The sequence below is a fragment of the uncultured Tateyamaria sp. genome (assembly GCF_947503045.1).
Lineage (GTDB): Bacteria > Pseudomonadota > Alphaproteobacteria > Rhodobacterales > Rhodobacteraceae > Tateyamaria.
The window spans coordinates 558,167-573,488 of sequence record NZ_CANNCF010000001.1; the positions used below are offsets into that span (position 1 = coordinate 558,167).

The following is a 15,322-nucleotide window of genomic DNA, read 5'->3' on the forward strand; positions in this document are numbered from 1 at the left end:
GTTTCCTCAATTTCTGCCTACAATATGAAAAGATGTCAATAAATATCGATATTTTTGAACAATAGGGAAAAGGCCATGGTCGCTTGGGCAGAGTACAAGGCAGAAGCAAAGTCGCGCGGGGCACTGGCGCTTGAACTTTACGTCGCAATGTCGACCCCTGCGAAGGAACCGCAGAACGTGAAAGCGTCGCTGCCCGACCACCTCGCCTATCAGGCAGAGCTGGAACGCGCCGGGGCGCTTGCATTTGCCGGGCCGATGTCGGACGAGACCGGCGCACATATGCAAGGCATGGGGCTGATCATCTACCGCGCCGAAAGCCTTGAGGCCGCGCGCGCACTGGCCGACAATGACCCGATGCACAAAAGTGGTGCGCGCACATATGTCTTGCGTCGATGGATGATCAACGAAGGATCGTTGACCCTGTCTGTCGGGCTGTCTACCAGCCATGTGGCGCTGAGTTAGAAAGGGCCGTTGGCCATGAACATGATGGATGACACAGGCAGCAGAGAGATCTCGGCCACGCGAGCGGCCTACCTGTCCTTGCGCGAAATGATCCTGATCGGAAAACTGCCCGCCGGGAAAAAGCTGAAGATCGAAGAGCTGCGCACCATGCTAAATGTCGGGGCCTCCCCGGTGCGCGAGGCGCTCAGCCTGCTCACTTCAGATATGCTGGTGGAGCGGATCGATCAGCGGGGCTTTCGCGCCGCTCCGGCGAGCCTCGCCAATTTCGAAGAGATCCTGACCCTGCGCTCGACCCTCGAGGATATGGCCCTGCGCCAGTCCATCGCGCGCGCCACGCCCGACTGGGAAGAACGCCTCGTTTTGTCCCATCACCGCATGAAGCGGCTCGCGGGCAGCGAGACCTTTGAAGAGGCGCACAAGTCCTTTCACATGACGCTGCTCAGCAACGCGGATTCGCCAATGCTGCAACGCTATTGCAGCCAGCTTTATGATCTTAACATCCGCTACAGGTACCTCGCCGCAGGCGGGTCCACCTATCAAAACCGCGATATCGCCGCCGAGCACGAAGAGATCTTTGACGCCGCCGTCGCAGGCGATGCCGAGGCCGCCTCGGCCGCGCTGCTCAGCCACTACCGCCTGACTGGCGACTATCTCTCCACGCAGCTTGGCGCGCTTTAGGGCAGACCCAGCGCGAAGGACCAGAATATGACCGTGCAGCGCAATCGTTTCCTGACTGACATGCTCTCGACCCTGTTTGATCGCAGCGACCGCTTGCGCGGCAAAAACGATGCGCGTGACATCCAGGATCTGTGCCGGGCACTGTTGACCACAGAAGGGGTGATTTCCGGCCAGACGTTGGCGGCCACGGTGTTCGACCGCTACCGGTCGCTATCGGATGACGAAAAGCACACGTTTTTCCGGTTCCTCAATGACGAGTTGGACATCGACGCCGAGGCCCTCGCCACGCTCGCCACGACATATGCCCAAGAACAGACAACCGAGGCCTTTGTCGCCCTGTCGCGCGGGGCCGAACCGAAACGGCAGGAATTGCTGCGCCGCCTGAACCAGCCGATGGGGGCGACAGCGGATATCGTGGCGATGCGGGTCGATCTGCTGCGCATTCTCAAGGACAACCCTGATCTGGCCCGTACGGATCACGATTTCACCCACCTGCTGCGCAGTTGGTTCAATCGCGGCTTTCTGGTGCTCAAGGCCATCGACTGGGACACGCCCGCACGCATTCTCGACAAGATCGTGGCCTATGAGGCGGTCCACCAGATCAATGATCTGGACGATCTGCGCCGCCGTCTCTACCCGCCAGACCGGCGCTGTTTCGCGTTCTTTCACCCCGCCATGCCGGATGAGCCACTGATTTTTGTCGAAGTCGCCCTGACCGAGGCCATCCCCGGATCGGTGACCAATCTCCTGTCCGAAGGGCGCACACCGCTTGAGGCGGAGGATGCGAAAACGGCTGTGTTCTACTCGATCTCGAATTGCCAGAAGGGGCTGTCGCGGATCAGTTTCGGCAACCAGTTGATCAAGCAGGTTGTGGCCGAACTGTCGCTGGCCCTGCCTCAGCTTGAGGATTTCGTCACCCTGTCGCCGATCCCCGGTCTGAACGCCTGGCTGGCGAGCCAGACCGACAATCCCGATCACGGTCATGTGGCCGAGGCGATCCTGCAGCACCGTGCAACCCCGCAGGACGTGCGCGCGATGGCGGCGCGCTATCTGCTGCTGGCCAAGCGCGAGGGCGGCACGCCGCTTGATCCCGTGGCCCGTTTTCACCTTGGCAACGGGGCGCAGGTCTATGACATCCACGCCGATGCCGACCGCTCGACCAACGGCCTGCGGCAATCGAGCGGGGCGATGGTGAATTACCTTTACGATCTGTCGCAAACCCAGCGCCGCCACGAAGACTATGCATTGTCCTCCGCCGTCGCGGCAGCCAAACCAGCGCTTGCCCTGTCCACCGCCTCACTTTCTGCCAAGCCCAAGGAATCCTCATCGTGACCAACACCCTTTACGATGCCCTTTTTGCCCCGCATGCCACCAATGACGAGCTCTTTCTGACACTCGATGACGGCACGCAAGTCTGCTATGCCCGTTTTGTGGCGCGTATTGGCCAACTTGCGCATGTGTTGCGCGATGCAGGGGTCAATCCAGGTGATCGGGTCGTGGTGCAAGCGCCCAAGCTGATGGACACGATCGCCCTTTATGGCGCGGCGATCCAGACAGGCGCGGTCTATCTGCCGCTGAACACGGCCTATACCCAAACCGAATTGCGCTATTTCATCTCGGATGCGACGCCGGCACTGGTTGTCTGCGACGCGCAGAACGAGCAAGCCATTTCAGCGATTTGCGACGGAGCGGCGCAGGTCTTGACCCTGTCCGCAGATGGCACCGGATCGTTATCAACGCGCGCCGACACCCGCGACACCGGCTTTGACACCGTGGCACGCAGGCCGGATGATCTGGCCGCACTTCTTTACACTTCGGGCACAACGGGGCGGTCCAAGGGCGCGATGCTGTCGCACAAAAACCTGCTGTCAAACGCTGCGAGCCTGACGGACCTGTGGCAGATCACCGATCAGGACAGGCTGATCCACGCCTTGCCGATCTTCCACACCCACGGGCTGTTCGTGGCCATGAACACGGCACTTCTGGCGGGCGCGCAAGTGCGGTTCATGGCCGGGTTCGACCTTGACACGATTGTGCGCGAACTCCCCTCATCAACCCTGATGATGGGGGTGCCGACCTTTTACACCCGGCTGCTGGGCGATCCGCGCCTTGACGCCGATCTGGTCAAACCGATGCGGCTATTCATTTCCGGCTCCGCCCCGCTGCTCGCCGAAACCCACACCGATTTCGAGGCTCGCACCGGTCACCGCATTCTGGAACGCTACGGGATGACGGAAACCAACATGATCACCTCCAACCCCTATGACGGCGCGCGCGTGGCTGGCACCGTGGGCTATGCGCTGCCCGGGACCGAGATCGAGATCACCGATGCGGGCACACCTGTACCGCCGGGCGAGATCGGGATGATCGAAGTGCGCGGCGACAACGTCTTTCAGGGCTATTGGAACATGCCCGAGAAAACAGCCGAAGAACTGCGCGACACCGGGTTTTTCATCACCGGAGATCTGGGGATCAAATCCGAGGACGGGCGCATTTCCATCGTCGGCCGACAGAAGGATCTGATCATTTCAGGCGGCTACAACATCTATCCCAAGGAAATCGAAGACGTGATCAACGACGTTGACGGTGTGCTTGAAAGCGCGGTCTTTGGCGTGCCGCATCCCGATTTCGGCGAAAGCGTCATGGCGGTGATCGTGCTTGAAAACATCGAGCTTGCACCCGAACAGATTGCCGCACAGGTCGAACCGGAACTGGCCCGCTTCAAACACCCGAGACAGTACATCATTGCCGACGCATTGCCGCGCAACACGATGGGAAAGGTGCAAAAGAACGTCCTGCGCGAGGTTCACGCAGAAACGGGCGCCCATTGAGGCGGTCGAATGATCGGACCCTTTGCCCGGTCAGGATGCGTGCAGCACATTGAGCAGGTCAGGCACTGCGCGTTTGGCAACGATGGTGCGAACGGTGTCACCATAACGGCTTGTGATGTCGTACAGACTGTCCGGAGCGCTCGGCAGATCGGGAAACAGAGCGGCGAGTTCCTGACAGTCCTCTTGCCGCATCATCCGCAGGCTCATGGGGCCGGGATAAAAGCTCTCTGACGGCGCACTTTCGGCAAAAATGATCTGATGTGCATCAAACATCAGGTGGATGTAGCGCACAGCCCGTTTGCCATGGGCCACCCGCACGCCCGGCATCTCCAGCGCCAGATGCTTGGCGCGCACAAGCCTGTCCTGCCCGACCAACATGCAATGTTGCGGGGACACCAGCAGCGGGCGGGTATTTCCCAACACGTCTGCATTGATCAGGATGGGTTTCAGGTTCGGCGCGCCCGCAAGCGTTTCGTGATCCAACTGCCGCGTGCCAATCCAGCGAATGGGTTGCGGGCCATTGTCCGCGGTGATCACCAGATCGCCGACCCTCAGGTCATCGATCAGGACATCACCGCGCGGCGTGAGGATCGCCGTGCCGGAGGTAAAGCAGACGACGCCCGTGTTTTCCTGGGTAAAACTGGAGTTGTCCGCGCTCGCGCCCTGAAAGGTCAGCGAGCCCGAGCCGAACTGGTCGTTGTCGGAATAGTCGGTTGTTTGCCCTCTTGTATCGGTCGTGTTGGACTGGTTCAGGATGCCATCATCAGCTTGGTCCGCGTACAGCTCCGATATGTGGTCGTAGTAGCCGCTCAGGTCGATGAAGTCGTTGTTGGTCGTATCCCCGTCATCCAGCGTGCCAGTGTTGCCGGTGTTGAAATCGGTGATCGTGTCGTCGCCATCACCGGGCGTGTAGACAAAGGTGTCGCTCCCGGTGCCACCGGTCAGAAGGTCGTCGCCTGTTCCGCCTTCCAACCTGTCATCGCCCGCCCCGCCGTCAATCGTGTCACCACCCTGACTGCCGTAGATCGTGTCGTCACCGCCCGCGCCGTCAATCGTCTGACCGGTCGTTGCTGCGCGCGCGTCATACACATCCGACTGCTCGGTCAGGGTGACGTTTTCGATCTCGCTGAAGGTGATCGTGTCCGCGCCGTCGGTGATCGACCCCGCCTCGTCACTGGCGAAATCGACGGTGACCGGGCCGCTGAGCGCGGAGAGGTCGATGGTGTCATCGTCCGTGCCGCCTTCGCCGCCGACAATCGTGTCATTGCCAAACCCATCCTCGATGATGAACGTGTCGGCATCGTCACCGCCATCCAGATAGTCTTCGCGGACGCCGCCGACGATGGTGTCATTGCCGCCCTCGCCGTAGATCGTGTCGTCAGACAGGCTGGCACCGGAATCAAAGATGTAATCGTCGCCCGAACCGCCATAGATCGTGTCGGAATTCAGGCCGCCATCAATCGTGTCATTGCCGTCGCCGCCGCGGATCGTGTCGGTGCCCGCCCCGCCCTGGATCGAATCGTTGCCGCCATTGCCCGAAATACTGTCTTCACCATCGCCGCCCAGAATGGTGTCGTCGCCCGATCCCGCGTCGATCGTGTCGTTGCCCGTACCGCCATCGTAATAGTCGCCGACCCCATCATCGGGGATGCCGCCGCCGGATGCGAACATGCTGTCATGGCCAGCGCCGCCATATAGGGAATCCCGGCCCTGTTCGCCCGAGACGGTATCGTTGCCGTCGCCGCCATAGACCCGATCGCTCCCTGCACCACCCGATACCCGGTCCTCGCCGGTGTCGCCGAAAATGGAATCACCTCCAGCGTCGCCATTGATGGTGTCATTGTCCGAGCCGCCGCTGACAGTGTCGTTGCCATCACCGGCATTGATGTCATCCGACCCCTGGCCGCCATAGATTTCGTCGTTGCCATCGCCCCCTTCGATGCTGTCATTGCCCTCGTGCCCGGTCAGAGTGTCATTACCGGAATTGCCGTAGATCGTGTCGTTGTTGCCCCCGCCATCGGTATAGTCATCACCCTGCGAGCCACGCACATTCGTAAAGTATTCGAGCTGGGTCGACCCGCCCATGGTGGCATCGGCCGAGCCGCCATAGTCACTGTCGCCGATGACGAAAGAGGACGTCCCGTCGCTGATGACAATCCGACTCGCGTCGGGCCAGAAATCGACGGAAAAGTTGGACGGCAGGGCGGAAAAGTCGAGCGTATGGCCTGGCCCGGACTGGCTGATAGACGACCAGAAGGACGCATTGTTCCAGTTCGACGTTGTGACCGTATAGGTCGCCATAACCTGTTACTCCGATGAAAGGTGCAGGGCTTTGCCCCGACACTGAACACTCGGGCCGTTCTGGCTACCGCTTGGACGATTTTGCGCGCCAACATAGGCGGATCGGAATTGAGAAATGATGAATTGCAGCGCCCTGCCGGGTTTGCTGCCTCTATCGCTTGTCACAGGACTATGCCGGCGCGGCCCGATCAGGTGCGTGCGGCCACGTCTCTAGCGTAGTTCGTGCAGGTGCTGGTTGGGATTCCCGGCCTGTCCCGTCGTCTCAGGTGATGACGTCAGGGGCGGTCCGACCTGTATGGGCTTCAATCCCGATGATCGCATGGGCCGCGGTGATCACGTTCCTCAGGGCGGCCTGCGGTTCAAGGTCCAGTTTGCCGGTTTCGAGCGTTTCGAGATAAAGGCGCAGTGTTGCGCCGCTGGTGCCCGTCCCCGACAGCCGCACGACAAAGCGCGCACCGCCCTCAAACACAACCCGCACGCCCTGCTGGGCCGAAGTGCTGCCATCCACCGGGTCGAGATAGGCGTAATCATCCGCATGGGCGACGGTCAGCGGCCCCTCGACCCGACCTGACAGCCCGGCGAGCTTGCCGCGCAATTCGGCCATAAGCGCATCGGCCTTGTCCGTGGCAATCGCCTCGAAATCGTGGCGCGAGTAATAGTTGCGCCCGAACCGCGCCCAGTGATCACCCATCAGCTCCGGCACGGATTTACCCGTGGCCGCCATGATGTTCAGCCACATCAACACCGCCCACACACCATCCTTTTCGCGCACATGGTCCGACCCCGTGCCAAAGCTTTCTTCGCCGCACAGGGACACGCGGCCATCATCCATCAGGTTGCCGAAAAACTTCCAGCCCGTGGGGGTCTCGTAACAGTCGATTCCCAGCGCCTCGGCCACGCGATCCACGGCCGCCGAGGTGGGCATAGAACGCGCCACACCCTTCAACCCGTCACTGTAGCCCGGCGCGAGATGGGCGTTGGCCGCAATAACGGCGAGGCTGTCGGAGGGGCTGACATAACAATTCGGACCGACAATCATGTTGCGATCGCCGTCCCCATCCGAGGCGCAGCCAAAGCCGGGCGCATCCGCGCCCATCATCTCGTCCATCAACTCATGCGCCCAGGTGGGGTTGGGATCAGGATGCATGCCGCCAAAATCGGGCAGGGGGGTGCCATGGACAACCGTGCCCGCAGGTGCGCCCAGCGTGTCTTCAAGGATGCGCGTGGCGTAGGGGCCGGTAATGGCGCACATCGCATCAAAGCGAATGCGCAAGCCGCCCTTGATCATCTCGGCGATGGCCGGGAAATCGAACAGGGATTTCATCAGGTCCACATAGGCCTCGACGGGGTCGATGATGTTGACCTGCATCTCGCCCAGCGTGCTGACGCCGAGGGTCGACAGATCGACCGGGTCGCCTTGCCAGATGTGATAGGCCTCGAGGGTCTTGGTGCGCTCAAAGATCGCATCTGTGACGGATTCCGGGGCCGGGCCGCCATTGGGCATGTTGAACTTGATGCCGAAATCCTCGTCGATGCCGCCGGGGTTGTGGCTGGCCGACAGGATCACGCCGCCATCGGTCTTCATCGTGCGGATCAGGTTCGAGGCCGCAGGTGTGGACAGCAGCGCGTTCTGACCCACGATGCAGCGTGCCGCCCCATTGGCCGCAGCCATGGCCAAAATCGTCTGGGTGGCCACATCGTTGTGATAGCGCCCGTCGCCGCCCACAACCAGTGTCTTGCCCGCAACCCCGCCAATGCCGTCAAACATCGCCTGCACAAAGTTCTCGAGGTAGTGCTCACCCATGAACACGCGGCATTTCTTGCGCAGTCCTGATGTGCCGGGCTTTTGGCCATCAATCGGGGCGGTCGCAATGGTCGCTATGGTCATGGGGCGGTCCTTTTAGGCTATGGCAGTCAACGTAAAGACGGACACCGAGGGGGCGCAGACCAGAACGGTATTGCCCACCACGCAATAGGGGCCTTCATCCGGGGCGGCGGTGTTCAGGATACGCTCCCAGGTCTTGTGGGGCACGCAGGGGGGCAAGACGACCTCTTGATCGGTGCCGTTGTTGAAGACGAGGAAAATCACATCGTCCGAGGCCGCATAATAGGGCGTGGTCGACGAGGTGCGCAGTTCCACCCCGATGGTCTTGGTCTTGGGGTCTTCCCACTGCTCGCGGGTGGGGGCGGTGCCGTCGGGCAGGCGCCAGAACACGTCCGGCTGGCCGTCCTTGCTGCGCGGGCGGGAATGCAGGAACCGGGTCTGGCGCAGCACCTTGTTGTCGCGGCGCAGCGCGCTGAGATTGCGCACAAATTCCAGCATCTGGTCGTCAGCTTCGGCCCAGTTGACCCAGCCCAGCGGATTGTCCTGGCCGAAGGTGTTGTTGTTGCCCTTCTGGGTGTTGGCGATCTCGTCGCCCGCCAGCAGCATCGGCGTGCCCTGGCTCAGAAAACCGGTGGCCAGCATGTTGCGCATGCGCAAGGCGCGGGCGGCATTGATTTCGGCGTCATCCGTGGGGCCTTCGACGCCCATATTGTCGGACCAGTTGGCGTCCGTCCCGTCGCGGTTGTTCTCGCCATTGGCGTGGTTGTTCTTTTTCTCGTAGCTCACCACGTCGCGCAGGGTCATGCCGTCGTGACAGGTGATAAAGTTGATGGACGAGGTCGCCGCGCGGCCCGAATGGTCAAACGTGTCCGCACTGCCCGTGAGGCAACGGCCCAGCTTGCCCGTCAGGCCATCATCGCCGCGCCAGAACTTGCGGATGCCATCGCGATACTTGTCATTGTATTCCAGAAACGGATGCGGCCAGTTGCCCAGCTGATAGCCCCCGGGGCCAAGGTCCCACGGCTCGGCGATCAGCTTGACCCGGCTTAGCACCGGGTCCTGCCCCAGCGCGTCCAGAAAGCCGCCAAAGCGGTTGAACCCGTCCTCTTCGCGGCCCAGCACCGTGGCCAGATCAAAGCGGAAGCCATCCACATGCATGACCTCGACCCAATAGCGCAAGCTGTCCATGATCATGCGCAACACCATCGGGTGGCGCACATTCAGCGTGTTCCCGGTGCCGGTGTCGTTCACATAATACCGCGCATCTTCCTGCAATCGGTAATAGGATTTGTTGTCCAAGCCGCGGAAGGACAAGGTCGGCCCCAGATGGTTGCCCTCGCCCGAGTGGTTGTAGACCACGTCGAGGATCACCTCGATGCCAGCCGCATGAAAGCGGCGCACCATGGCCTGAAATTCCCAGATACCCGCCTGATCCATATAGCGCGGCTCGGGCGCGAAAAAGCCGATGGACTGATAGCCCCAATAGTTGCTCAGGTTCGCATCCACGAGGAACTTGTCGTCCAGAAAGGCGTGGACGGGCAGCAATTGCACGGTGGTCACGCCCAGCTTGGTCAGGTGGTCCAGGATCGGCTCGCTGGCCATGCCAAGGAAATGACCCCGTTGCGCGCGGCGCAGGCCCGGAAACTCGGCCGTCATGCCTTTGATATGGGCCTCGTAGATCAGCGTCTCTGAACTGCTGATCTCCGGGGCGACATCCTTGCCCCATTCGAAACTGGGGTCCACGACAACCGAACGGGGCACATAGGCCGCACTGTCACGCCGGTCAAAGCTGAGGTCCGCGGTCTTGGACCCGATCGAATAGCCCATGACCGCGTCATTCCACGCCACCTCACCGATAATCCGCTTGGCATAAGGGTCCAGCAGCAGCTTGTTGTGATTGAAACGATGGCCGTTTTCCGGATCATAGGGCCCGTGCACGCGGTAGCCATAGCAGGTGCCGGGGGTCAGACCAGCCACGTAGATGTGCCAGACATCGCCGTCGCGCTCCATCAGCGGAATGCGCGCAATCTCGATCCAGCCGTCATGATCAAACAGGCACAGCTCCACCCGCTCGGCATGTTCGGAAAAGACGGCAAAGTTCACCCCTTCGCCATCAAAGGTGGCGCCGATGGGGAACGGGCGGCCTGCAGACATCGAATGATGTTTCAGAACCTTGGGTAGATCGTGCTGAGCGGAGACGTTCACGCCGTTAGCCTTTCATAAAGTGCAGCATACGCCGCGGAAGAGGCCTCCCACCCCAGTTGTTGCTTCATTCCCCGTTTTTGCAGGCGGGTCCAGCCCGATTTGTCTGCAAAAAGCTCTGTGACGTTGCGCAGCGCGTGGCCAAAGGCCAGCGAATCCACCGGATGAAACTGGAAACCGGTGGACGCATTCGAGGATTGGGCCATCACATTGGCATGGATCACACTGTCCGCCAGCCCGCCGGTGGCGGCCACGACGGGCACCGTGCCATAGCGCAAACCATAAAGCTGCGTCAGCCCGCAAGGTTCAAAACGGGACGGGACCAGCACCACGTCACCACCGCCAAACATGCGATGCGACAGGGCCTCGTCATAGCCGATGCGCAAGCCGATCTTGCCCGGATGATTGCGCGCCAGCATCCGCATCTGGTCCTCGATGGCCGGATCACCGCTGCCCAAAATGGCAAGGCCGCCGCCCATGGCAACGAACTGATCGGCGGTGTCGGCGATCAGGTCCATGCCCTTTTGCGAGGTCAGGCGGCTGACGACAATGGCCAGCGGGCCGGCGATGCCGGACAGGCCGAACTCGGCCATCAGGGCCTTGCGGTTCTTGGCCTTGCCCTTGAGGGACGTGGCGGAATAGGGGGTGATCTGCGGATCGGTTTCAGGGTTCCACACATCCATGTCGATCCCGTTCAGGATGCCGCTCAGGTCCGCCGCGCGATGCGCGATCAACCCGTCCAGCCCCATGCCGAACTCGGGCCGCGTTAATTCAGCCGCGTAGGTGGGGCTGACCGTGGTGATCGCATCGGCATCGACCAGCCCGGCCTTGAGCGTGCTGATCTGGCCCCAGTATTCGAGCCCTTCGGAGGTGAACTCGGAAATCGGCAGGCCCATCGCGCCCAGCATCGCCGCCGGGGCGAGGCCCTGAAAAGCGATGTTGTGCACTGTCATGACGCATGCGATGTCGTGATCGCCGCCCAGTTTCAGGTAGGTCGGCGCCAGCCCCGCCTGCCAGTCATGGGCATGCAGCACTTGCGGCGTCCAGCCATCAGACAGTCCCTCGCGCGCAATCTGGGCCGCCGCATAGGACAGCGCGGCAAAGCGTACAGGGTTGTCAGGGAAATCCACCGGGTTGCCGTATGGCCCGCCGGGGCGGTCAAAAAGGTGCGGCGCATCCAGCAACAGAACATCCACGCCGTCGGCCTGTCCCGCCATGACACGGGCCGGGCCGCCCATCAGGTCCTTGAAGGCAAACACCTTTTTCTTGGCGCCCGCCTTGGCGATCAAGCCCGGATAGGCGGGCAGCAGGGTGCGCATCTGCCAGCCCGTCTGCGCCAGCCCCGCAGGCAGGGCCCCGGCCACATCGGCCAGCCCCCCCGTCTTGATCAGGGGAACGCATTCAGAGGTGACGGACAGAACAGTGCGCACTTGGCTACTCTCCGGCGGCTGCGCGGGCGGCGATCATCGGTTTGGTGATCAGCACGACGCCCGAATCCGTGACGCGGAACCATTTGGCATCCTCGACCGGGTCCTGCCCCACGACAAGGCCATCGGGAATCTGCACACCGCGATCAATCACGCATTTGGACAGATGTGCCTCGCGGCCCACGTCGACATAAGGCAGGGCCACCACCTGATGCAGCGACGAGAACGAGTGGCTGTGCACGCCGGTGAACAGCAGGGACTCGCTGATTTCCGAACCCGAGATGATGCAGCCCCCCGATACCATGGAAGAGACGGCAGCCCCGCGTCGCTTGTCTTCATTGTGGATGAACTTGGCCGGGGGGACGCTTTCGGCATAGGTCCAGATCGGCCACGAGTTGTCATAAAGATCCAGCGGCGGCGTGAACTTGGTGAGGTCAATATTGGCCTGCCAGAACGCATCAATCGTGCCGACATCACGCCAATAGGGTTCGGTCTCCAATCCGGACTGCACGCAACTGTCAAGGAAACGGTGTGCCTGTGCTTTGCCGTGCTTGACGACGTAAGGCACGATGTCATGGCCGAAATCGTGACTGGAATTCTCGTCGGTCATGTCCTTGATCAACAATTCACGCAGGAACGACCATTTAAAGACATAGATCCCCATCGAGGCCAGCGCGTGATCAGGATCGCCCGGAATGCTGGGCGGATCAGCTGGTTTTTCGAGGAAGTCGGTGATCCGGTCCGTTTCATCACAATGCATGACACCAAAGGCCGTGGCCTCCATCCGCGGGACTGTCAGACAACCGATAGTGACGTCGGCATCCGTGTCCACATGCTGCTGCAGCATGATCTCGTAATCCATTTTGTAGATGTGATCCCCGGCCAGAACAACAATGTATTCAATGTTATAGCTGTCGATGATGTCGATGTTCTGGGCCACGGCGTCGGCTGTGCCGACATACCACTTGTCTTCGGCGGTGCGCTGGCTGGCGGGCAGGATATCCAGATATTCGTTCCGTTCAGCGCGCAGGAATCCCCAACCGCGCTGGCAGTGGCGGATCAGGCTGTGGGCCTTGTACTGCGTGGCGATGGCCATTTTCCGAATGCCGGAATTGAGCGCATTTGACAGGGCGAAATCCACGATCCGGGTCTTGCCGCCGAAATAGACGGCGGGTTTGGCCCGGTTGTCGGTCAGCTCTTTGAGCCGACTGCCACGTCCGCCCGCCAGCACAAAGGCCATCGCGCGATTGGACAGTCTGTCGTTTGGTGTCGGTTTCATCGTCATTCCTCCCCTTCAATCAATATGACCGCCGAAAGCGGGGGCAGCGTGACGTTGACAGAGTGGGCCTGACCCATCCATTCAACGTCCTCGGCGCGCACTCCTCCCAGATTGCCACGCCCACCGCCGCCATATTCGGCAGCATCTGTATTCAGTGCTTCACGCCAGAAACCGGGGCCGGGCAAGCCGATCCTGTGATCCGCCCGCTCGATCGGTGTCATGTTTAGCACGACGACCACACGCGGGTCATCTGGCCCGCCTTGGCGTTGATAGACATAGATCGAATTTTCCATGTCGCCCCCATCAATCCACGCAAAGCCCGCCGGGCGGCAGTCATTGACGTAAAGCGCAGGGGTCGCGCGATAAAGCGCGTTGAGGTCATGCACCAGCCGCTGCATGCCCTTGTGCAGGGGCGCATCCAGCAGATGCCAATCCAGGCTCTGGTTGTGGTTCCACTCGGCCGCTTGCGCAAACTCCTGGCCCATGAACAGCAGCTTCTTGCCCGGATGGGACCACATGAACCCGTAATAGGCGCGCAGGTTGGCGAACTTTTCCCAATCGTTCCCGGGCATCTTGGAGAGCATCGACCCTTTGCCGTGCACCACCTCGTCATGGCTGATCGGCAGCACGAAATTCTCCGAAAACGCATAGTGGATGCCGAAGGTCATCAGATGGTGGTGGTATTTGCGGTTGATCGGGTCCTCTTCCATGTAACGCAGGGTGTCGTTCATCCACCCCATGTTCCACTTGAACCCGAACCCAAGCCCGCCGTGATAGACGGGGCGCGATACACCCGGAAAGGCGGTGCTTTCCTCGGCCACGGTCATGATGCTGTCATCTTCGCCATAGACAAAGCTGTTCACACCTTTGAGGAAATCAATGGCCTCGTAATTCTCGCGCCCGCCATCGCGGTTGGGTATCCATTCGCCATCCTTGCGGGAATAGTCACGGTAGAGCATCGAGGCGACCGCATCCACGCGGATGCCGTCCAGATGGTATTCCTCCAGCCAATAGAGCGCGTTGGAGGTCATGAAGTTCACCACCTCGCGCCGGCCAAAGTTAAAGATCAGCGTGTTCCAGTCCTGATGGAACCCCTCGCGCGGGTCGGCGTGTTCGTACAAGTGCGTGCCGTCAAACAGCGCCAGCCCGTGTTCGTCCGTCGGGAAGTGCGCAGGCACCCAATCGAGCAGCACCCCCAGCCCCTTTTTATGCGCCGCCGTGACCAGCGCGCGGAACTCGTCCGGGGTGCCGTGGCGGATGGTGGGGGCATACATCCCGATCGGCTGATAGCCCCACGACCCGTCAAAAGGGTGCTCGGTGATCGGCATCATCTCGATATGGGTGAACCCCATGTCAGCGACGTAATCGACGAGATCGCTGGCCAGCTCCTCATAGGACAGGGGGCGATTGCCTTCGGCGCGTTTCCAACTGGCCAGATTGACCTCGTAAATGCTGATCGGCACGTCGGTGTTGTGGTGGGCCGCGCGGCCCTTCATCCATGTGGCGTCAGTCCAGTCATGGCCTGCGATATCGCGCACGATCGACCCCGTCTTGGGCGGATGTTCAGAGCCGAACCCAACCGGGTCCGCCTTGAGTGGCAGATCAACGCCGCCCGCCCCCCGGATCGCATATTTGTACACGTCGCCGGGCATCACACCGGGCAGGAAAATCTCCCACACCCCCGAGGCACCAAGACGGCGCATCCCGTGGCGGCGCGCATCCCAGACGTTGAAATCACCGACCACCGCGACCCGCTCGGCATTGGGGGCCCAGACGGCAAAATGCACACCGGCCACATCGTCGATGGTCATCACATGCGCACCCAGCACGGTCCACAGACGCTGCATCGACCCTTCACCAAGGTAATAGAGGTCGTCATCGCTCAGCACCCGGCCAAAGCGATAAGGGTCCTCGAAATCCCAACTGTTCCCACTCGCACTCGCGCTCAGACGGTAGGGCTGGTCCTTCTTCAGCAGCGTGCAAAACAGGCCCGGCGCGTCCGGAACGGGTTCCAGCGCGGTCTTGGTGGATTTTCCGGTGATGCAGGTCACGCTGTCCGCACCAGGGACAAAAACGTTGAGCGCAAAGCCGTCAGGATGCGCGCGCAGGCCCAGAAAGTGGAAGGGATCGGCCAGATGCCCGGCCATCAGGGCCCCAACCACATCGGCGGGTGGGGCGGCCTTGAGAGCCATGTCGCGTGTCACGGGTTTTGCCATGCGATATCGGTCTTTCCAGTCTTTTGCGCCTTGCGTGGGTCGTGCAGGGCGGCTTGCAGTATCAGCGCGATGTTAGCGCCAAGAGGGCTCGGATGATACGG

The 15,322-nt window shown here is 61.2% G+C and carries 10 protein-coding genes; 4 read left to right on the forward strand and 6 right to left on the reverse strand.

What is annotated here, in order from left to right; genetic code table 11:
* The first annotated feature begins 75 nt into the window (after positions 1 to 75).
* The 4 genes from Q1A89_RS02935 to Q1A89_RS02950 are packed head-to-tail and all read left to right on the forward strand — an operon-like array spanning position 76 to position 3,971.
* Positions 76 to 462, forward strand: coding sequence for a YciI family protein (locus Q1A89_RS02935; protein ID WP_299723509.1), 387 nt, complete (start codon positions 76 to 78; stop codon positions 460 to 462).
* A gap of 21 nt (positions 463 to 483) precedes the next feature.
* The gene (locus Q1A89_RS02940; RefSeq protein WP_299723512.1) at positions 484 to 1,140 is read left to right on the forward strand and encodes a GntR family transcriptional regulator; all 657 of its coding nucleotides are present in this window, start codon (positions 484 to 486) and stop codon (positions 1,138 to 1,140) included.
* Between the two features lie 27 nt (positions 1,141 to 1,167).
* Entirely contained in the window at positions 1,168 to 2,472 is a 1,305-nt protein-coding gene (locus Q1A89_RS02945) for a malonyl-CoA decarboxylase family protein (protein ID WP_299723515.1), read from the forward strand.
* On the forward strand, positions 2,469 to 3,971 hold the full coding sequence (locus Q1A89_RS02950; protein ID WP_299723518.1) for a malonyl-CoA synthase: 1,503 nt from the start codon (positions 2,469 to 2,471) through the stop codon (positions 3,969 to 3,971). The genes Q1A89_RS02945 and Q1A89_RS02950 overlap by 4 nt, the downstream gene beginning before the upstream one ends.
* A 30-nt stretch (positions 3,972 to 4,001) precedes the next feature.
* Here the strand turns inward: Q1A89_RS02950 and Q1A89_RS02955 are convergent, their stop codons facing one another.
* The 6 genes from Q1A89_RS02955 to glgB all read right to left on the reverse strand — a co-directional run bounded on the left by Q1A89_RS02955 (position 4,002) and on the right by glgB (position 15,221).
* Entirely contained in the window at positions 4,002 to 6,272 is a 2,271-nt protein-coding gene (locus tag Q1A89_RS02955) for a Hint domain-containing protein (RefSeq protein ID WP_299723521.1), read from the reverse strand.
* Between the two features lie 262 nt (positions 6,273 to 6,534).
* Positions 6,535 to 8,160: an alpha-D-glucose phosphate-specific phosphoglucomutase gene (locus tag Q1A89_RS02960; RefSeq protein WP_299723562.1), complete on the reverse strand. Its 1,626-nt coding sequence runs from the start codon at positions 8,158 to 8,160 to the stop codon at positions 6,535 to 6,537.
* 12 nt (positions 8,161 to 8,172) lie between these two features.
* Entirely contained in the window at positions 8,173 to 10,251 is a 2,079-nt protein-coding gene (gene glgX, locus Q1A89_RS02965) for a glycogen debranching protein GlgX (protein ID WP_299726057.1), read from the reverse strand.
* 47 nt (positions 10,252 to 10,298) lie between these two features.
* Positions 10,299 to 11,729 (reverse strand): glycogen synthase GlgA, encoded by a 1,431-nt coding sequence (gene glgA, locus Q1A89_RS02970; protein ID WP_299723565.1) that lies wholly within the window; start codon positions 11,727 to 11,729, stop codon positions 10,299 to 10,301.
* Positions 11,730 to 11,733: 4 nt separating this feature from the next.
* Positions 11,734 to 13,005 (reverse strand): glucose-1-phosphate adenylyltransferase, encoded by a 1,272-nt coding sequence (gene glgC / locus Q1A89_RS02975; protein ID WP_299723568.1) that lies wholly within the window; start codon positions 13,003 to 13,005, stop codon positions 11,734 to 11,736.
* Positions 13,006 to 13,007: 2 nt separating this feature from the next.
* Complete coding sequence (gene glgB, locus Q1A89_RS02980; protein WP_299723571.1) at positions 13,008 to 15,221, reverse strand: 1,4-alpha-glucan branching protein GlgB; 2,214 nt, start codon at positions 15,219 to 15,221, stop codon at positions 13,008 to 13,010.
* Positions 15,222 to 15,322: the final 101 nt, after the last annotated feature.